The following is a 21,122-nucleotide window of genomic DNA, read 5'->3' as shown; positions in this document are numbered from 1 at the left end:
AATAAATAAGGGGAAAATAAAAATGGCGCGAGTGACGGGGCTCGAACCCGCGACCTCCGGCGTGACAGGCCGGCACTCTAACCAACTGAGCTACACCCGCGCACCATTTTTAAACCAGAACAAATATCTGGTGAGCGGTCGTTTACGGTGTTCATCCATTTCTGTCAAGCAAGTAGAGAGAGGTTTTTTAAAAAAAGTGTTATGCAATGCATAAATTTCAATTTTATTGAAAAAAAAACGATTCTTTCTATTCAGCCTCTTGCGCTTCACGCGACTTTTGCATAAAGCATGCGGCACAGTTTGTTGATATAACTTCAACGGGCGATTAGCTCAGCTGGTAGAGCGCCTCGTTTACACCGAGGATGTCGGGAGTTCGAGTCTCTCATCGCCCACCATTTCTTCCCCATTATTTATGCAATCAAATGTGAATCAGGAACACCCCTATTCACCATCCCAAAAGATAATACGGCGTTTTACACATTCGACAACAATATGAAGAATGACGCCGGTCAACGAAAGCAACCCCAAAACCGCGAACATTTTCGCAATTTCGAAGTTTTCGTTATATTGCAGCAACATTCGTGCAAGCCCCTTCTGAGCGCCTTGAAACTCGGCAACGATAGCACCGATCAAAGCAAAAATAATACCGAGATCCAACGCCACAAACATATAAGGAAGCGCATTTGGAATACGAACTTTGCGCAAAATCTGGAAGTTTGTTGCACCAAATGAGCGCAACATCTGTATCTGGTCATTACGCGAAGCCTGCAAACCAGCAATCACATTCAATAGCATTGGAAAAAATGCGATCAGCGCCGCCATTAACACCTTGGATGTCATGCCATAACCGAACCAGTTGGTAATAATAGGCGCCAAAGCAACAGTCGGCACAACCTGAAAAGCAACAACATAAGGCATAAGCCCCAGACGCAAAACGAAACACTCGGAAATAGCAATCCCCAGAATCAAAGCAATAGCTGTCGCCAGAACAAACCCCAAAAGCACCTCATGCATGGTAATGATATAATGATCCCAAAAATGATCATATCCCCAGATAAACCGCCACAATTCATCGCCAATCATGCTTGGTGAAGGCAAAACCATGGGGGAAATATTAAAATAGACAACCGTCACTTCCCACAAACTGGTGACAACAAGAAAAAACAGCACCACATAAAAACACTGTGTCAACCAAGGATGTTTCGTGAACATACGGTTCAACCTATTCTACTCATACCAGACTGGATCATTGCGGATGAAGCGTGAAATGATCACGAATGCGAAAAAGGATATCATTGGCTTCGTCACTTGCCAAATCTCTTCTTTTGCGCTCACGCGCAAGCTTGACAGAAACGATATCGGCAATGCAGCCGGGGCGCGGACTCATAATAACGACACGGTCCGAGAGAAAAACCGATTCTGGAATAGAGTGGGTTACAAAAATAATTGTCTTGCCGCTACTCATCCAGATGCGCTGCAGCTCTTCATTCAAAAAGTCACGTGTCATGGCGTCAAGAGCTGCAAAAGGCTCATCCATCAACAAGACCTGCGGATCGCGAATCAAAGCACGGCAGATGCCGGCACGCTGCCGCATCCCCCCAGAGAGTTCACTTGGGAACTTATTATCAACCCCTTTTAATCCCATCATATTCATAAGTTCCATAGCGCGATCGGTATAAAATTCACGCTCCAAACCATGGAGTTCCACGGGAAGCAAAATATTTTCAATAATAGTGCGCCACGGCAAAAGAATAGGATCTTGGAAAACCATCCCAATATCAGCGGTCGGCTTAACAACCGGATGACCGTTGACAGACACATGTCCCTCAAAAGATGGATCCAAGCCGGCCAATATTTTTAGCAAGGTGGTTTTTCCACAGCCCGAAGGCCCAACCAGAGAAACAAATTCTCCACTGGCAATCGTAAGATCGACATCCTTCAGAGCAATTGTCATTTCCCCCTGATGGGTTTTATAACTCTTGTTAAGATGTCGAATTTCAATCACACAAACACCACTTGCCGGTTATCACACCATGAATGCGCGTTTTAACGCGATCAACGAATAACACAAGCCCAATCTCTTTTGCTAAAACATGCTTAAGCCTTTTATGGCTGCTGTTGGATTTGCTCAATACCGAACTGGTATATTTCATTCATCAAGGAATCATCCCAGATATCGTCAACGGCAAGCTTTCTAGTTGTCAGCCCCGATTGGTAGGCAAAATCCAATACAGCCTCCCAACGCTCTTTTGGTAAATCAAGCCAATGTCCCCAATGATACGGATCTGAACCATCTGCCGGTATCGTGTAATGAAGAGCATCCATCATTTGTTCAAATGTATTCTTTGCCTTCTGGCTTTTGATGTCGTTCGATCCGGGCAATTCAGGAAACTCTTTAAAGGCCATTTTTATAGCACTTTCAGGATAAAGCCTAGTATAAATCACCCCTTTATAGGCATCACGTACAAATCGAATCAGCGGTTCTCTTTTTTCAGCTAAAGTCTTATTGGTTGTCACCATAGTCACACTAAACAACCTGTCCATCTTTTCAGGTCTTTTCAGCATGCGCAGCTTCACACCATTTTGTGCCATAGCTGTAAAACCATCTGTATAGCTATCCATAGCATCAATCTGGTTGGATTTAACAGCCGCCGCGGCACGTGCTCCAGCACCGACAGGAATAATTGCCACATCGTCTTCCGACAAACCGGCTGTTTTTAAATTCGCCATCAAATCGGAATAAGAAGCTGAAGCCGTACTGATAACACCAATCCGTTTACCTTTAAGGTCATCCACCGTCCAAATGCCAGAATCTTCAGGAACACCAATATAATAAGGCCAAACAATTGTAACCCCTGCAAAGGCTTTCAGATCGGCTCCTTTATCAATCGCTGCAGCAATATTGGCGGATGATGCAAAGGCTATATCGGCCGTACCAGAAATAACAGCCTGCAAGGCAGCCGTAGAACCATTCGTCGGTAAAATTTCAACATCAAGATTATCCTGATCGAAATAGCCCAGTTGCTTGGGTATTGCGTACATATAGTTCTCTTCTCCCGGCGTTATCGTATTACGCGCCAAGGCAATTGTCAGCTTCACCTTATCTGCAGCCACAGCAGGCTGGGCCAGATAAGTCAAAACCATAAAAGAAAGTGCGACAAACCGAAAAAACAACATCACCGTCACCTATAATCAGAATAAAAAATAATGATTATAGATAAAATCATACGCCGACAATCATCAAACCATGGCAATTAAGCTAACCATTCATCGGTATTTAGAACTATATCACCGTTTCTTATCTAAGATGACCATTAAAATGGAACAAACTGTAAAGACACAACAAAACTTGCTTAGATTTACGATCTCAATTTAGCTCGGTAGATTGCAGCGTGAAGTGCAACACTGGGTTATTTGAATCATAATTTGATGTTGGTTCCAAGTTCTTTCATGAAGGCTTGGAGTGGTGTTTGGAATTTCAGGCATTTACGCGGTGTCGTGTTCATCGTGATGATAATGTCCTCTATGTCGTTTTGCTTGATTGCGTCGAGATCCGTATGACGCGGTAGCCATCGCCTGATGCGGCCATTGGTATTTTCGACACCGCCCTTTTGCCACGAGGCATAAGCATCGCAGAACCACGTTTCCAGCTTAAGCTTTTTGGCAAGAACGTGGTGTTTGGCAAAAGTCATATCATTATCGAATGTCACAGATTGACGTGCCTGTGGCTGAAGGCGGCTTAATATGGCCAACATGGAATTGAGTGTTTCATCGGCTGACTTGTTGGCAATACGAGCCATAAAGGTTATCCGGCTCTTTCTCTCATGGATAACCAATAGCGGACGTTTTTTTGTAGATGACCAGATCACCTTCCCAATGGCCGAAGGTCGAGCGATCATTGATATGATCCGGCCTGTCGTGAATGGATTGGCGCTCTTTGATCCTATCGCGTGAGGCCTTAGTACCTTGCCTTTTACGCTTATGGTGATGACGGGTGAGATATTTCCATAGCTTGCGCCCTTTTTGTGAGGCCCGATAGATGAAGGTATAAATGGTCTCAAAGGCAATAGCACATAGGCCTTTCTCGTTCTCTGCTTTTAGCCAACCGCTGATCTGTTCGGGTGTCCAGCCTTCGGATAATAGGTCAATAACAAAGCTGCTTAAAGTGCTATCTTTTTCCAGAAGGCACAGCCGTTGCCGGTTTAACCGATAACGTCCTTGTGCGACAATAGGGGAATAGCCGCCGTGGGTGAGACGGTTGCGTTTAAGTTCGCGACCAATGGTTGAGCGATGACGTGACAGACGCTTTGCTATGGCTTCCAGACTGTAACCCAGAATATGCAAATTATGGATTTCTGATCTTTCTTCAAAACTCAAATGTGAATAAGATGACATGGCAACACTCCGCGTTGTGATAAACGAGCAATACCATATTGCTCTGGAGTGTTGCACTTCACATTGGAACTCGCCCACCAAAGGCAAAGATATTCTTACAATACCACAATACCAGCATCTTTATTTATAATAAATTTTTTATTATTAAAATCTTCAAATGAAACCGAATTCATGTCATTTATGCTATAACTCATTATAACTTCATCATGAACATACTCGTATAACAAGCCCCAGTTAGAAGTTGACCTCCAAGAAACACTCAATTCCGTAACAACAATAAGCGTATTTTCTGAAACAGAAAAAATTGAATGTAACTCATAATCTGAGTCTATTTCTATTATTTCATCTCCATTTAAAATATATAGATTCGTACAAAACCAAATATAAACAGTATAATCACCTACAAACGAAAAAGATGGATGATAATAGAAAGTATTCACATTTTTTTTTCGACACCATTAAAAAATATTTTAGCAAAATCATCTTTGCATATTACATTGTATATATTCTTTCCAACATTAAGATGAACGCAAAAATTATTTTTCATTAAAATTTTCCATATTTTCAAGGGTGTTAACTAGCTGAATAAATTTACTCTGAGATATTGTAACATTTTTTTCTTTAATGGCTGTTAACATTATAGGTACCATCCGTTGTGGTTTTACCCTTGTCAAAATAGGCATTTCCGCTTTTGAGATCAGGAGCAATCTGAACACTCTCCGACTGCGATTTGCTTTTACTATCCTGCGAGCCAACAGCACCGACCAGATTGATATCTTCACCTGCTTTTAAGGTGATATCGCCAGCCTTTTCATCCCCGACAAGGCCGAATAACGGATTGCTGCCCGCCGTGATCTACACAACGACATTCAAATCGACAACTATGGCTATGGAATTAATAAAGACTATAGTTTTGAAAGCAGGTTCTGACAGCTCATTCCGTTAGATGTTGTGGTCAACGCTATGATATTGCCTTTCGGGTCAACTGTTGCCGTTACACGGCACGAAACCGGTTGCGGGGTACGGATGGGCGGGCCATTGCGAATGGTTGTCACATTGTGGCCGTTGACCATTTTCAGCCCAGCCGTTTTGTAGGAAGCTGATGATGTTACCCATCGTGTATCGCTTTGCTGCCAGATATAGCGGGTTCCCTCTTTTGCAGGTTGTATATCATCAGCCACACCCAAAACCGCTTGCAGCGCGCCAATCGGTCGGTCGTTCCAACCGGCAATTGTCTGTGTCTGCCATGGCATGGCTAGCGTGCAGCCGGAAAGCACAAGAAGAATACACAAGGTGAAAAGAGGATTTTTCAATAACATTGTTGACCGATGACACTTATAAAATAATGAAATTGAGACGTTAGAGATATTTTAAGTTTACCCATCTTGTATCACTCAAACGCCAGATATTATTTTTATACATAGCGAGCATTTCTAAACATAGCGAGCATTTCTAACCTGACGAAAACTCAGTGGATACCGCACGTAAAACATCACTGCCAAGCAGATGATTTCAGTCGATGTTTTGAAATATTTGAAAGGATCTGACTTGCTCATACTCCAAAAATATCACGCTACCCGCCAAACACAAAGTTATTCTGACAATGCCCATTAAAGTTCTATATTGTAATTATCGATTAATTTTCTTACTTTACCCATCAATGGAATAACATTGTCACCATATGACCCCATAATGGCAAGATAATTGTTGGCATGCCAGCTACTATTCAACATAGTCTCCGCTAAACATGAAAGAATATATCTAATTTCATCATCATTAAACTGGATATTTATTTTTTTTTCTTCCTTTATTTTCTTGATTTTGAGCTGAAGATTATAGATGTCACTTTTCTCCCCTCCTGTAAGAGAATTGAATTCCCAATCTTCAATATTTATAAGACAATTTGTCATAGACCTATTAATGGTTTCAATTTCATCATTGGTCAGATCGTAATTTCTAATCATATATGTTAACTCCTAATGCGGCTTGTTACGAGTAGGAACTTTTGTAGCGATGTAATCTTCCCATTCTTTAGCTGACGGGGGCCTAAAGGCTGTACCTTCCGCTTTGGGATTCCTAACAACAACTGTACGTGTCTTGTTATCTAAATAGAATATACGCCCATCTTTAGCATACCTAATTTCTGATGGGTTTATAATAATATTTTCAATAAATCGAGCATATTGTTTTCTAGTCTGAATACCAAATTCTGAAAATTCTCCCGCTAGAACGTGTTTTTCAAATGCGTGACCAGCGGCGATCTCTTCACCAGTCAATTGCACCCTAAGAGCTATGCTTTCTGCTTGCGTTAGAGGACGAGAAAGGACCTGTGCTGCTTTTGCGCGAGCAGCAAGTTTTGCACTTGTCCCAACACCTGATTCTCCAGCTGTAAAGATGATCGTTAAAATATCTATCGCATATTCACCCTGCGTACCAAATGCACGATTGAATTCAGTTACTAAATGTGGATCTTGATACCAAGATAAAGTCAAAAGGTTTAAGTTATATTCTTTCCAAAACTCATAATCATCTTGACTTATTTCACCTTTTTTAAAGGCTTGGCCTAAGTCGTATATATACTTACGATTTATATCGTTTTTATATAAGTAATTATCGCACAACAGCCTTTCGCCTCTTGAGCATTGCTCCAAGACCTCTTTGTTTGATTTTTCATTTTCTTTATCAATTTCTGAAAGTTCTTTTAAAACTTTTTCTCTTTCTTCATCAGAACACGCGCCTTTGGCACATTTCAGTAAGATTTCCTCAAGCTCAGATAATCTAACGATTTGCTTTACAGTTAAAAGATTATACTTCAACTCATTACTGGCATAACCACCGGTATCGCTACCGCCAGCGCCGCTGAGAAGACCAAGCACGATGCTTGATGTCAGTGTATCACTCAAACGCTTGGCATCCTCGCCTTTAAGGCCAGATTGGGCTATCGCCTGATCAACAATCTTTTTGATATGCGGGGCAATGATAGTGCTGACACCGGCACCAATCGCCGCCTTGATCGCACCATCAAGCCCGTTGACACCGCCCAGCAATCCACCAGCAATAGCATGCAAGGCCGCACGGGCGGCACCACCCTCATCCCAAAGCTTTTTTTCTGCTTCTGATTTGGCATGCTCCCTCATATAGTCCGAGGCTTCCTTGACACCCTTGGCCATATTCTCGGCAGCCTTAGCCCATTCCTGTTGTGTCTTCAGCTGCTCGTTGAGCTTCTTCTGCAGATCCGGCAGACCTTTGATCTCGTCATTGGTATTGGCCGTATCGCGGTTGAGCGTATTGACATCCTGTTTCTGTTCGTCCGGCTTGGTAATCGTGATTTCACCCGGTGAAACGGCTGTCTTGGCACTGCCTTCATCCTTGTCGCCATCTTTCAATGTCGGCTTGATCAATGGCCCGCTACCCGGCGCACCCTGCGTACCAGGGCCCACTGTGCCACCAAAGCCTGATGTCTTGGTACTCCATTCCGACTTGGTCTCAACATCCGACCAAGTCAAAGTGCCGGTTTCAAGTTTATTCTTATCTTCCCCGGCCTCACTGGTAATCAGGCCACCCTTAAGATCGGTGTTGCCATCAACCTTGATATCAAAGCCGCTATCACCAGCATGAATGCCTGACTGTTCATTGACCGTGTCGCTTTTGCCCTTGCCTTTTTGCTTGGTGTAATCAAAATTGGCACTGTTGTTTCCATAGCCGCCCGATATGGTCGTATGATCAATCTTGATCCGTTCCTTATCCAACTGGCTTTCAACATTGAGATTGCCACCCACATCAACCTTGACACCCTCGCCGGAAACAACGGCCCCCTTGAGATTGGTATCCTTGCCCGATTCAAGGCTGACATCGCCTGTTCCCGTCACATGGCTGTTAACATTATAGGTACCATCCGTTGTGGTTTTACCCTTGTCAAAATAGGCATTTCCGCTTTTGAGATCAGGGGCAAATTAACCACTGATAATTTAAATTTCTATTTAACTGAAAACTTGCTAAACCATGGCTCCATGTAAAAATAAGTATGCTGATCTGAATTATCTCCACCAGCACGTTCATATTCCATGATTTTATCATTTACAAATTTATCAATATCCTTTGTTTCATAGTGTTTATCACTTACAGGTGCTCCACCTGCCATAAATATTGCATGCACATATTCTCTAATATAATTTTTTAGACTAATACCTAACATTTTTTTTTCTCGTCCCATGTCAATTATTAATCCAAATGGAAAGTCATCTTCATCCAATAACTCTTTAGCATCCATGACTAAATTATCGCGTGTATACTTCATAATTAGCGTCCTATTTTTGATGTATTTTAAATTTGTTTGAAATACCCGGCACATCAAAATCTAATGTTACGCCATTATCAACAGATTTTCTAACACCAATACGACCTCCAGCAGGAAGATTATACCAGATACCATTTCCATTTGCATATGGGCCTGCTGGTGTTGCGTCTTGAAGGAGCCGGGTTTGAAGCTGATTGAATTCTTCTGGTGTAACTGTTCTAACAAAATATCGGCTTCCTGATGTATTTGTACCTATCAACTTGCCATTAGGATTCAAAATATCAATAACACCTTGATTACCATTTGCACCTTTAGGAAACAGTTTTTCAAAAGTAGTATTATCAACATTAGCTGATTTACTACCACCCTCAACAATCTCATCTCCAATTTTTGAAACAGCAATTGTCTTCCCAAGCTTTGATGTAATGATGACATAACCGCCATAACCAAGGGTAACTATGGCATCACCTGTTTCTATCAAATTCAAAACTTCTGTTGCTTGAGCTTGCGACACTCCGGTTGCTATCAACCCTTTTTCAATCAGAGAAAGCTGTTCTTTAGATGTGATAATCTGATGGGCGCCTTGCTCCAAACGGTTTACACCAAGCAATGCGGATGAGACACCCAAAACACAGGCAATATTGGCCGCTGAACACACTGCAACACCGGCAATTTGTACCACTCCCATCACCACCTGCACACGTCCATCATGGCGTGCAATCTGGGCAGCTATCTCACGGGATGCCTCTTCACCATACAACCCCCTACTGTATACATCAACCGCAATTGAATCGAGGTTGGCTCCCAATAGCGCGTCCTTATCTTTAACAGAGAAGTTATTTGAATTTAAAATGACCCATTTATCAAAATCTACGAATACGGTATTATGCCAATCAAGGAACTCCTGTGCATCTTTCATCATGGCCGAACAAGCCTCACTTGGCCCCTGATTGCAAACGTCCATCATAATCAACGTCTGTTGTTTCGACTCGGCAAGAAGCAAAGCTATTTGTTCATTAAAAGTTTCCAGCTCTCCAGGCTCACAGGCGTCATTATTCAACCAACATTCTGCAAGTTTTTCAGCTTTCTTTCTCTGCTTTTCTGTCAAATAATTATACTTGATCTCATTTGATGCATAACCACCGGTATCGCTACCACCCGCACCGCTGAGAAGACCAAGCACGATGCTTGACGTCAGTGTATCACTCAAACGCTTGGCATCCTCGCCTTTAAGGCCAGATTGGGCTATCGCCTGATCAACAATCTTTTTGACATACGGGGCAATGATGGTACTGACACCCGCACCAATCGCCGCCTTGATCGCACCATCCAGCCCGTTGACACCGCCCAGCAATCCACCAGCAATAGCATGCAAGGCCGCACGGGCGGCACCACCCTCATCCCAAAGCTTTTTTTCTGCTTCTGATTTGGCATGCTCCCTCATATAGTCCGAGGCTTCCTTGACACCCTTGGCCATATTCTCGGCAGCCTTAGCCCATTCCTGTTGTGTCTTCAGCTGCTCGTTGAGCTTCTTCTGCAGATCCGGCAGACCTTTGATCTCGTCATTGGTATTGGCCGTATCGCGGTTGAGCGTATTGACATCCTGTTTCTGTTCGTCCGGCTTGGTAATCGTGATTTCACCCGGTGAAACAGCTGTCTTGGCACTGCCTTCATCCTTGTCGCCATCTTTCAATGTCGGCTTGATCAATGGCCCGCTACCCGGCGCACCCTGCGTACCAGGGCCCACTGTGCCACCAAAGCCCGATGTCTTGGTACTCCATTCCGACTTGGTCTCAACATCCGACCAAGTCAAAGTGCCGGTTTCAAGTTTATTCTTATCTTCCCCGGCCTCACTGGTAATCAGGCCACCCTTAAGATCAGTGTTGCCATCAACCTTGATATCAAAGCCGCTATCACCAGCATGAATGCCTGACTGTTCATTGACCGTGTCGCTTTTGCCCTTGCCTTTTTGCTTGGTGTAATCAAAATTGGCACTGTTGTTTCCATAGCCGCCCGATATGGTCGTATGATCAATCTTGATCCGTTCCTTATCCAACTGGCTTTCAACATTGAGATTGCCACCCACATCAACCTTGACACCCTCGCCGGAAACAACGGCCCCCTTGAGATTGGTATCCTTGCCCGATTCAAGGCTGACATCGCCTGTTCCCGTCACATGGCTGTTAACATTATAGGTACCATCCGTTGTGGTTTTACCCTTGTCAAAATAGGCATTTCCGCTTTTGAGATCAGGGGCAATCTGAACGCTCTCCGACTGCGATTTGCTTTTACTGTCTTGCGAACCGACAGCACTGACCAGATTGATATCTTCACCTGCTTTTAAGGTGATGTCGCCAGCCTTCTCATCGCCGACAAGGCCGAATAGCGGATTGCTTCCTGCCGTGATCTACACAACGACATTCAAATCGACAACTATGGCTATGGAATTAATAAAGACTATAGTTTTGAAAGCAGGTTCTGACAGCTCATTCCGTTAGATGTTGTGGTCAACGTTATGATATTGCCTTTCGGGTCAACTGTTGCCGTTACACGGCACGAAACCGGTTGCAATGTCCGGATGGGCGGGCCATTGCGAATGGTTGCTACATTGTGGCCATTGACCATTTTCAGCCCTGCCGTTTTATAGGAAGCTGACGATGTTACCCATCGTGTATCACTTTGCTGCCAGATATAGCGGGTTCCCTCTTCTGCAGACTGGATATCATCAGCCACACCCAAAACCGCTTGCAGCGTGCCAATCGGTCGGTCGTCCCAACCAGCAATTGTCTGTGTCTGCCATGGCATGGTTAGCGCACAGCCGGACAGTACAAGAAGAATACACAAGGTGAAGAGGTGATTTTTCAATAACATTGTTGACCAATGACACTTATAAAACAATGGAATTGAGACGTTAGAGATACTTTAAGTTTGCTCATATTGTATCACTCAAACACCAGATATTCATTTTTATACATAACCAGCATTTCTAACCTGACGAAAGCTCATTGCATATCGCAAATAAACCATCACTGCCAAGCGGATGATTTCGGGCGATATTTTGAAATATTTGAAAGAAGCTGACTTGCTCATACCCCAAAATATCATGCTACCGCCAAACGCAAAGTTATTCTGACAATGACGTAAAGTTTATTACTTTTTTTTATTAATTAAAATGGCTGTTCTCATATTACAATTTTTGCATGATACAAATTTTTCTATAATGACAGTACCTTCATCGTTTTCGCAATCTATAACAACTAATTCATTTTTATTGCAAAGTGGGCATGTATAATTTCCATTGCTGTTCTCAATAATTTTATTTGCGGTATCTATCCATTTATGAAGTATCTCTCGATCCATTATCATTTTCCCTTAAGATACAAAAACGCTTTGTCAGCAAAATCTTGTGCACTTTTTGTCTCTCTTGTGACTAGTGCACCAGATACACCACCAGCCGAATTGCTTGTATATAAGCGATGTAATTCATGCAATATCGTTTTTTTAGGTTCAGGACCTATTAATTTTGAGGATTCCTATTTTGGTTGATTTATGATTCATTATTTTTACAGGAGGTAAAAACAATGAGTGATTTGTTTCTATTGAGTGAAGAGCAGATGGCGCGGATATCTCCCTTTTTCCCGTTGTCTCATGGAGTTGCGCGTGTGGACGACCGGCGCGTTATCAGTGGCATTGTCTACGTGATCAAGCATGGTTTGCAATGGAAGGATGCACCCGTCGGCTATGGTCCGCATAAAACGCTCTATAACCGCTTTATCCGCTGGAGCCGGATGGGTGTATTTGACTGCATCTTTTCCGCTCTTGCCGGACAGGGGCCTAAGCCTGAACGCATCATGATTGATGCCACGCATCTCAAGGTACATCGCACTGCTGCCAGCCTTTTAAAAAAGGGGATGTTCCCCGCTATATTGGGCGCACAAAAGGCGGCTTGAACTCGAAGCTGCATACGGTCTGCGATCAGGATGGAAAGCCGATATGCCTGCTGCTGACTGAAGGACAGATGAGCGATTACAAAGGTGCCGCTCTTCTGCTGCCAATGCTGCCAGATACCAAGGAGTTGATTGCTGACCGCGGTTATGATGCTGACTGGTTCAGGCAGGCACTGCTTGACAGAAAGATCAAGACTTGTATTCCACCCAGAAAGGGCAGAACCACCGAAATAGCTTTTAACAGGAAAACTTATCGGTTACGACACAAAATCGAGAACCTGTTTGCCAAACTCAAAGACTGGCGACGTATTGCCACGCGCTATGATCGATGTGCTCATACCTTCTTCTCAGCCATATGCATCGCCGCTACAGTCATCTTCTATCTCAATTAATGAGTCCTGAGCCTAGGTTTCCCTAAAACATCTTTTTCCCAATACCTACCAGATTTAGCTTCATACCAGATACTATTATTTGGGCCATATGCACCGTCAACCTCACGACCATTTTTAGAGATCTTAAAGCTACCTATTCCTCCTATTTTTTTTGCAAGTACTTTTCAAAATCTGTTCCAATCAAACCTTTTGCATCACTATTTTGCTCTAGTTCACCTCCCACATTTCCGCCATGCTCGACAGTTCGCAAAAGAAGGCAATCACCCCACAAATGCTGGAATACTTCGCCGAGGCAGCCCGGAGGCGGCTGCGTGAACCATCAAGCGGTTATCGACGTGAACACCTGCGGGCACTCGCCCAGCGGGTCGAGGTCGGCGACGTCCGCGTTCGGATTATCGGGCATAAGGGAAATCTGTTGCGGGTGCTTGCTGGTCTCTCAGGTGAAAAAACACTGCAAAAACAGGTTTCCACTTTTATTCCAGAATGGCGGAGGGGGTGGGATTCGAACCCACGGTACAGTCTCCTGCACGCCGGTTTTCAAGACCGGTGCCTTAAACCGCTCGGCCACCCCTCCGGTTTGCCGTGCTTTTTCTTTACAATGTTCTTCGAGAAGGTCAATGGAGAAATAACAATACGGCATTAAAAAACCGATTAACGTGTGCCACGATATACATTAACACCAAGATCCCGAATTTTTTTACGCAATGTATTACGATTAACCCCGAGCAATTCCGCCGCCTTGATCTGGTTGCCCCGTGTTGCTGTCAAACAAGCCAGAATAAGCGGATGTTCAACCTCGGCCAAAACACGGTGATAAAGCCCGTTTGGCGGCAAATCCTGCCCAAAAGAAGAAAAATATTTCTGCATATTCAACTCGACAGCCTGAGCAATCGAGATATCGCCAATTGGTGCCTGCACATCTTGTGCATGGCCACTGCGCATCTCGTTTTTCAACTCGCCTTCAATCACATCAACATTGATCTCTTCTTGTGGATAAAGCGCAGCCAACCGCCGGATCAGGTTTTCTAGCTCACGCACATTACCCGGCCACGAATAACGCTGCAACATTTCCAGACCGGCTTTGCTGACATGCTTTAGCGGCAGCCCTTCATTTGCCGCACTCTTGAAAAAATGACGAACTAGATCTCCAATATCTTCAGTCCGCTCCCGCAAGGGTGGCAAACGCAATGGCACAACATTCAACCGATAAAACAAATCTTCACGAAACAATCCCTGATGAATCAATTGATGTAAGTTCTTATTGGTTGCAGCCACAATACGCACATCGGTCTTGATCGGTGTACGCCCACCAACAGTCATATATTCACCCTGCTGCAAAACACGTAAAAGACGGGTCTGCGCTTCCATCGGCATATCGCCAATCTCATCCAGAAAGAGGGTGCCGCCATCGGCCTGCTCAAAACGCCCCATCGAGCGTGTATTTGCGCCAGTAAAAGCCCCCTTTTCATGACCGAACAATTCCGATTCAATCAAATCCCGTGGAATAGCAGCCATATTGATGGCAACAAAGGGCCCCTTGCGGCGACGACCATATTCATGCAGCGCACATGCAACAAGCTCTTTACCTGTGCCGGATTCACCCGTTATCATAACCGTAAGATCAGTCTGCATCATGCGCGCCAGAACACGATAAATTTCCTGCATTGCCGCCGATCGTCCGACAAGCGGCATACTCTCACCGCCCTCTTCTATCTTTGACACTTCGCTTTTGGCGCGAGGCTCTGCAAGTGCCCGCCCGACAATGCTGATAAGTTCGGTCAAATCAAAAGGTTTAGGCAAATAATCATAAGCCCCCGCCTCTGATACCTTGATAGCAGTCATAAAAGTATTCTGCGCACTCATAACAATAATAGGCACTTCCGGACGCGCCTTCTTTATCCGAGGCAAAAGATCGAAAGCATTTTCATCCGGCATTATAATATCGGTAATCACCAGATCACCATCACCGGAAGCAACCCAACGCCATAATGTTGCTGCATTGGCTGCAACCTTGACATCATAACCGGCACGCGACAAAGCCTGATTGAGCACTGTACGGATGGCCGCATCATCATCAGCTACAAGTATCATCCCCTTGCTCATCGCAACATCCTTCTATTATCTTCATCCTCTATATCGGGCTTCCACATGGGCAAAAGTACCTTAAACACCGTATGTCCGGCATGAGATTCACATTCAATCACACCGCCATGATCGTTGACAATTTTTGCCACCAAAGCGAGGCCTAGTCCCGAACCATTGGTTTTGCTGGTCACAAACGGATCAAAAAGATGCGGTAAAATATCCGGCGCCACGCCAGAACCATTATCTTCGACACAAAACTCCAATGGCAAAGCAACCTTATCGGGATTACCTTTCACAGAAAGACGGATACCTGGGCGATAGGCTGTCGTCAGTGTAATAATACCATCCTCACGATTCCCAATTGCTTCTGCGGCATTCTTGACCAAATTCAAGAATATCTGCACCAATTGGTCACGATTGGCATAAACCGGTGGCAGTGACGGATCATATTTTTCAATAAACTTGATCTGGCTTGCAAAACCGTTTTCAGCCAACGCCTTAACGTGATCAAGAACAAGATGGATGTTGACTGGAAAACGCTCAATCGGACGCTCATCCGAGAAAACTTCCATCCGGTCAACAAGTGCAACAATACGATCTGTCTCATCCGTAATAAGGCGTGTTAGCTGACGGTCATCATCACCGACAACCGTTTCCAATAATTGTGCCGCTCCGCGAATACCAGATAACGGGTTTTTAATTTCATGGGCCAGCATTGATGCCAATCCCGTCACCGAGCGTGCAGCCGCGCGATGGGTCATTTGCCGATCAAGCTTTTCGGCCATAGATTTTTCCTGAAACAACAAGACAACGCCACCATCAACCTCTCGCAAAGGCTGAACAAAAACATCAACCAGCTTTTCCTTGCCCAAACGCGGCGATGAAAGATCCACCTTATACTCATTAACTGGAATAGGATTCTTTCGTACCTGCTTGATCAATGTCAGAACCGGGCTACCGAAAGGAACAATCTGATCAATTTGATTACGGGCTAAAACAACAGAACTCGCTTTAAAAAACTGCTCTGCCTCGGCATTGGCATAGGTAATATAATTATCAGCATCAACCATAATAATAGGATGACAAACAGCATCCAATACATTGGCCGCCAAATCATTTTCGATCTTTTGTTGTACAGCCATAAAATCAAGCTACCTTTGTTTTTGGACGTCGATTTTCAAACAATGAATCAATCAACATCTCGACAGTCTGCGGATCCGTTGTTTGCATCAATAACCGCTTACATTCGAGGGCACCAGAACCACCATGACGCATCACATACCAGTCTAGATGTTTGCGGGCATGGCGAATGCCGACTTTTTCTCCATAATGGGCAAGCATCATATGATAATGGCGCTTGATATACCCACTGATATTATCCGGAGGCAAAGCGCCGGCAAGACAACCGGCAAGCCAAGGTTGGCCATAACAGGCACGCCCAATCATGACAGCATCGGCACCACATTCTTCAATAGCCTTGCCTATACTTTCCTCATCACCAATATCACCATTAACGACAAGAGGTATGTTTATCTTTTGACGCACAGCATCAATAGCACGCCAATCTGCCCTGCCTGAATAAAACTGCATACGTGTCCGTCCATGAACAGTCACCATAGCAACACCCAAATCTTCGGCCATAGCCGCCAGCTGTGGTGCATTTATAGAATATTCATCCCATCCAAGCCGCATTTTCAGCGTAACGGGCACTGTGACAGCTTTGACAACAGCATCAATCATACGTGCTGCCAAAGCCACATCCCGCATCAATGCGGCACCAGAATAACCACCGATAACCTTTTTAGCCGGGCACCCCATATTAATATCAATAAGATGGGCACCCGATTGTTCTGCGATACACGCAGCCTGAGCCATCCAATAAGGATCCCTTCCAGCAAGTTGCACCATATGCAAGCCAAGCCCCTCACCCGATAGACGGACCAAGCTTTCATCTCGACCTTGGCAGAGCTCTCCACTGGCAACCATTTCAGAAACCACCAGCCCGGCACCGGCTTCCCACGCCAGCTGCCGGAAGGGTAAATCTGTCACACCGGACATAGGTGCAAGAAAGACACGGTTTCTTACCGTAACAGAACCTATATCTATAGGGCGTGCCAACCAGTCCAACTCAATTGCCTCTTTGTTGTGCAAATTAAAATTCAGCATAATCTGTAACCACACGCAATGAAAAACACAATCATTACAACCTATGAAGCGCAATTATTATAAATTCATTTGCTTTTTAAGGTAGACAATCCCCATATAAACAATGCGTTATTATGACAAACTAAAAAAGGAAAACAAATGAAGCTCTATTATTCACGTGGCGCTTGCTCCCTATCCGCCCATATTGTGGCCTGCGAACTTGGCATTGATCTTCAACTTATCTCCATTGATCTTAACACAAAAAAAACAGCTGACGGCGCCGACTTTCTAGCCATCACCCCCAAAGGCTATGTTCCTGCCCTGCAGCTTGACGATGGACGCGTGCTAACAGAAGGCCCGGCAATCGTACAATATCTCGCCGACTTAAAACCTGAAAAAGGCCTCCTCCCCAAAGCCGGAAGCTTTGAACGTGCAAAAGTGCAGGAATGGCTAAACTATATCGGAACAGAATTGCATAAGAATTTCGGCCCTCTTTTTAATCCAGCCTCGACAGAGTCGGAAAAGAATGCAGCCAAACAGAAACTTATGAACCGTTTCGAACTTACTGAAAAAGCATTGGCTGAAAATGAATATTTGACAAGCAACGACATGAGTGTTGCCGATTGCTATCTATTTGTTGTCACACAATGGTGCAGCCATGTCGGCGTTGATATTTCAGGCTTTAAAGCTCTTGCCGCTTTTATCGCCCGCATGAAACAACGTGATTCCGTTAAAGCCGCAATTGCTGCTGAATAAAGAAAAGAGCGCCGTTGCCACTCTGAAATGGCTGAACGGCGCCTTACCAAACTTGAATTTTTGGAAGCTTACGGCAATTCTACATTGAACTATACACTTATAAAACAATGAAATTGAGACGTTAGAGATATTTTAAGTTTGCCCATCTTGTATCACTTTGCTGCCAGATATTGATTTCTATACATAGCAAGCATTTCCAACCTGACGAAAGCTCAGTGGATATCGCACGTAAACCATCACCACCAAGCAGATGATTTCAGGCGACGTTTTGAAATACTTGAAAGGATCTGACCTGCTCATCTCCCAAAACATCACGCCCTCACCAAACGCAAAGTTATTCTGACAAGGCCATACCGCCGCCTTTTATACTCTAGAATTTTCCACTTATACCAATCATTGTACCATAAGCAGCATCGCGTGTTGTCGTGCCACTGACATAAGGTGTCACGTCAAAGCTGAGCTTGTCGGAAACAGCATAAGATAAGGTCGTCAAGAGATTTGCACGTGTGTGTTCTGCATGGCCACCGAATCTGAATGCTCCAATATAGTCGGCACGGGCAAGAAGGCTTGGATCTTTGTACGAAAGATCTTGTTCGATTTCTCCGTTGATCGACCATATCACCTTATCGGTAAGATTTCTGGTGTAATTCGCTCCCAGATAGGCGGCAGTGCGTTCTGATTTAACGTCCGAATAGCTGAAGGCAAACGCAACATTGCTCTCTGTATATCCATCCATCTTCAGATGGCTGTAACGCAGGCCGCCATAATAACCGAAACTATCCTTTTGTGAAAGGGAATGGTTACGTCCCAATTCAAGCGAAGCGCCCCAGCCATGAACAACACTATCTCCAGCTCCTGCTTCCGTATAGGCAAGCACAGAGCGTTTGCGCTCAACATCGTAACGATTGGCTGCAAGTGCTCCACGCACATACCAGCTACCATCGGAGGTTGTATCTTTCCACTGCGCATAAAGACCGCCACCAATATTATTGTTGTTGCGTTCAAAGCTATCTGGCAAATCACGCCAGACAGAATGGGCAATCGATATACCGGCAGAGAAGTTATCCGTGAATGCATGTCCAAAATTCATACGTGCCTGAATATCCCTATTGCCATCAAAACTGTTGATGTCAGATTTTATGCTGTAGCATGTCTCACCGGCCTTGTTGGCATAACAGCCATCTTGCAGACGGGTAAGCCCCATGCGCTGCATTTCCATAGCAGCAAAACTGTCATTGGCAGCCGCAGCGACGGTCTCAATCGTGTTGTTAACATCAATAGGCCTAGGCGAGATCACACTAGGAGAAAATTTCCAAAGAACTGCGTGAATGTCCCCGCTCGCCGTTTGGCTATCACCAACAATAACATTACCATCTGCAGAGATCGCTTTGGCAGATGAAACATCCCCACCGAGTGTTCCAAGATCTTGCATATTACCGGACTCTGTCCAGCGGAAAGCGTGAAAGTTCAAGCCCGTCATTGAGCTATCACCAATAATGACACCACCATCCGCAGAGATGGCAGTGGCAGATGAATAGTCTCCACCAAGTGTTCCAAGATCTTGCATATTACCGGCCTCTGTCCAGCGGAAAGCGTGAATATTTAAGCTCGCTGTTTTGCTATCACCAATAATGACACCACCATCCGCAGAGATGGCAGTGGCAGATGAATAGTCTCCACCAAGGTGACCAAGATCTTGCATATTGCCGGACTCTGTCCAGCGGAAAGCGTGAATGTTAAAGCTCGCCGTGTAACTATTACCAACAATAACATCACCATCTGCAGAGATGGCTTTGGCAGATGAAGTGACCCCGCCGAGAGTTCCAAGGTCTTGCATGTTGCCAGTTTCTGTCCAGCGGAAAGCATGACTTTTTCGGTTCGCCGTGTCACTATCACCAACAATGACACGACCATCTGCAGAGATCGCTTTGGCAGATGAATAGTTTCCGCCAAGTGTTCCAATATCTTGCATATTACCGGCCTCTGTCCAGCGGAAAGCGCGACTGTACCCGCTCTCCGCTTGGCTATCACCAACAATGACACGACCATCTGCAGAGATGGCAGTGGTATATGAATAGCTCCCCCCCAGTGTTCCAAGATCTTGCATATTACCGGCCTCCGTCCAGCGGAAAGCATGACTTTTTCCGCTCTCCGTTTGGCTATCGCCAACAATGACACGACCATCTGCAGAGATGGCAGTGGTATATGAATAGCCCCCCCCCAGTGTTCCAAGATCTTGCATATTACCGGCCTCTGTCCAGCGGAAAGCGAGACTGTTCCCGCTGGCCGTTTGGCTATTACCAATAATGACACGACCATCCGCAGAGATGGCTTTGACAGATGAAGTATTTCCGCCGAGTGTCCCAAGGTCAGTTGGAGAAAACTCTTGTGCAGCGACAAGTGTTGTTCCGGTAGATAACCCTGCAACAGCTATAGCCGCTAATAAGCACAGACGGTGGGAGAAAATAATTCTTGGCATCTTTTTTTACCATGGATGGATTATATTTTGGATATTAACGACTTAAGACGATTTAAATAATGAACGAATCAAGAAGCAGCCTCGTACTTTCATGCCCAGTTACGCCAGCATGGTTAATGATCTATTAAAAAGGTGTTGTCAGACTAACTCTAACTCATCTGAAAGGGGCGGGATGGACAAGCTTTACGCAGAAGTTGACGATGTTACCCAGCGTATATCACTTTGCTGCCAGATATAGCGGGTTCCCTCTTTTGCAGACTGCACATCATCAGCCACACCCAAAACCGCTTGCAGCGTGCCAATCGGTCGGTCATTCCAACCGGCAATTGTCTGTGTCTGCCATGGCACGGTTAGCGCACAGCCGGACAGCACAAGAAGAATACACAAGGTGAAGAGGTGATTTTTCAATAACATTGTTGACCAATGACACTTATAAAACAATGGAATTGAGACGTTAGAGATATTTTAAGTTTACCCATCTTGTATCATTCAAACGCCAGATATTCATTTTATACATAGCGAACATTTCTAACCTGACGAAAGTTCAGTGGATATCGCACGTAAAAACCATCACCACCAAGCGGATGATTTCAGGCGACGTTTTGAAATACTTGAAAGGATCTGAC

General features: G+C 44.7%; 15 protein-coding genes, 3 tRNA genes and 2 pseudogenes. 3 read left to right on the top strand and 17 right to left on the bottom strand.

Annotated features, from left to right (window positions below; all coding sequences use genetic code 11):
• Positions 1-23: 23 nt before the first annotated feature.
• Positions 24-100, bottom strand: a tRNA-Asp gene (locus ACYZ97_RS04180).
• 219 nt (positions 101-319) lie between these two features.
• On the opposite strand from ACYZ97_RS04180, the gene ACYZ97_RS04175 reads away from it, so the two are divergent.
• A tRNA-Val gene (locus tag ACYZ97_RS04175) sits at positions 320-395 on the top strand.
• A 46-nt stretch (positions 396-441) separates the two neighbouring features.
• On the opposite strand, the gene ACYZ97_RS04170 is transcribed toward ACYZ97_RS04175, so the two are convergent.
• The 10 genes and pseudogenes from ACYZ97_RS04170 to ACYZ97_RS04125 all read right to left on the bottom strand — a co-directional run bounded on the left by ACYZ97_RS04170 (position 442) and on the right by ACYZ97_RS04125 (position 11,563).
• Positions 442-1,212, bottom strand: a complete 771-nt coding sequence (locus ACYZ97_RS04170) for an ABC transporter permease (protein ID WP_473300218.1) — start codon at positions 1,210-1,212, stop codon at positions 442-444.
• A 34-nt stretch (positions 1,213-1,246) separates the two neighbouring features.
• Entirely contained in the window at positions 1,247-1,954 is a 708-nt protein-coding gene (locus tag ACYZ97_RS04165) for an ABC transporter ATP-binding protein (protein WP_473300217.1), read from the bottom strand.
• 152 nt (positions 1,955-2,106) lie between these two features.
• Positions 2,107-3,177 (bottom strand): ABC transporter substrate-binding protein, encoded by a 1,071-nt coding sequence (locus ACYZ97_RS04160; RefSeq protein WP_473300216.1) that lies wholly within the window; start codon positions 3,175-3,177, stop codon positions 2,107-2,109.
• A 242-nt stretch (positions 3,178-3,419) separates the two neighbouring features.
• Positions 3,420-4,395: pseudogene (locus tag ACYZ97_RS04155) on the bottom strand (IS30 family transposase).
• 905 nt (positions 4,396-5,300) lie between these two features.
• Positions 5,301-5,714 (bottom strand): hypothetical protein, encoded by a 414-nt coding sequence (locus ACYZ97_RS04150; RefSeq protein ID WP_473300215.1) that lies wholly within the window; start codon positions 5,712-5,714, stop codon positions 5,301-5,303.
• A 291-nt stretch (positions 5,715-6,005) separates the two neighbouring features.
• Positions 6,006-6,359 (bottom strand): hypothetical protein, encoded by a 354-nt coding sequence (locus ACYZ97_RS04145; protein ID WP_473300214.1) that lies wholly within the window; start codon positions 6,357-6,359, stop codon positions 6,006-6,008.
• Positions 6,360-6,371: 12 nt separating this feature from the next.
• Positions 6,372-8,267 (bottom strand): annotated as a pseudogene (locus tag ACYZ97_RS04140) (hemagglutinin repeat-containing protein); the annotation flags it as partial.
• A gap of 104 nt (positions 8,268-8,371) precedes the next feature.
• Entirely contained in the window at positions 8,372-8,692 is a 321-nt protein-coding gene (locus ACYZ97_RS04135; protein ID WP_473300213.1) for a hypothetical protein, read from the bottom strand.
• Positions 8,693-8,702: 10 nt separating this feature from the next.
• Entirely contained in the window at positions 8,703-11,012 is a 2,310-nt protein-coding gene (locus ACYZ97_RS04130; RefSeq protein WP_473300632.1) for a hemagglutinin repeat-containing protein, read from the bottom strand.
• 137 nt (positions 11,013-11,149) lie between these two features.
• Positions 11,150-11,563 (bottom strand): hypothetical protein, encoded by a 414-nt coding sequence (locus ACYZ97_RS04125; protein ID WP_473300212.1) that lies wholly within the window; start codon positions 11,561-11,563, stop codon positions 11,150-11,152.
• 710 nt (positions 11,564-12,273) lie between these two features.
• Here ACYZ97_RS04125 and ACYZ97_RS04120 point away from each other — a divergent pair.
• Positions 12,274-13,031 (top strand): IS5 family transposase gene (locus ACYZ97_RS04120; RefSeq protein WP_473300211.1). Its coding sequence is split into 2 segments (ribosomal slippage): positions 12,274-12,607 and positions 12,607-13,031, totalling 759 coding nucleotides; the frame shifts between segments, so codons are not numbered across the junction.
• Positions 13,032-13,515: 484 nt separating this feature from the next.
• Here ACYZ97_RS04120 and ACYZ97_RS04115 read toward each other — a convergent pair.
• The 4 genes from ACYZ97_RS04115 to dusB all read right to left on the bottom strand — a co-directional run bounded on the left by ACYZ97_RS04115 (position 13,516) and on the right by dusB (position 17,243).
• Positions 13,516-13,605: transfer RNA gene (locus tag ACYZ97_RS04115), tRNA-Ser, on the bottom strand.
• 77 nt (positions 13,606-13,682) lie between these two features.
• A complete protein-coding gene (gene ntrC / locus ACYZ97_RS04110) occupies positions 13,683-15,134 on the bottom strand; it encodes a nitrogen regulation protein NR(I) (RefSeq protein WP_473300210.1) in 1,452 nt (483 codons plus the stop codon).
• Positions 15,131-16,258, bottom strand: coding sequence for a two-component system sensor histidine kinase NtrB (locus tag ACYZ97_RS04105; protein ID WP_473300209.1), 1,128 nt, complete (start codon positions 16,256-16,258; stop codon positions 15,131-15,133). The genes ntrC and ACYZ97_RS04105 overlap by 4 nt, the downstream gene beginning before the upstream one ends.
• Positions 16,259-16,262: 4 nt before the next feature.
• Positions 16,263-17,243, bottom strand: a complete 981-nt coding sequence (gene dusB / locus ACYZ97_RS04100) for a tRNA dihydrouridine synthase DusB (RefSeq protein WP_473300631.1) — start codon at positions 17,241-17,243, stop codon at positions 16,263-16,265.
• A gap of 177 nt (positions 17,244-17,420) precedes the next feature.
• Between dusB and gstA the strand changes: the two genes are divergently transcribed.
• Positions 17,421-18,017, top strand: coding sequence for a glutathione transferase GstA (gene gstA, locus ACYZ97_RS04095; RefSeq protein WP_473300208.1), 597 nt, complete (start codon positions 17,421-17,423; stop codon positions 18,015-18,017).
• Positions 18,018-18,387: 370 nt separating this feature from the next.
• Here gstA and ACYZ97_RS04090 read toward each other — a convergent pair whose 3' ends face one another.
• Positions 18,388-20,496: an autotransporter domain-containing protein gene (locus ACYZ97_RS04090; protein ID WP_473300207.1), complete on the bottom strand. Its 2,109-nt coding sequence runs from the start codon at positions 20,494-20,496 to the stop codon at positions 18,388-18,390.
• 183 nt (positions 20,497-20,679) lie between these two features.
• On the bottom strand, positions 20,680-20,910 hold the full coding sequence (locus ACYZ97_RS04085) for a hypothetical protein (RefSeq protein ID WP_473300206.1): 231 nt from the start codon (positions 20,908-20,910) through the stop codon (positions 20,680-20,682).
• Between the last annotated feature and the right edge of the window lie 212 nt (positions 20,911-21,122).

Source organism: Bartonella sp. bp_1 (assembly GCF_055808085.1).
Note: the sequence above shows the minus strand (reverse complement) of the source record. Positions and strands in the feature narration are given on the sequence as shown.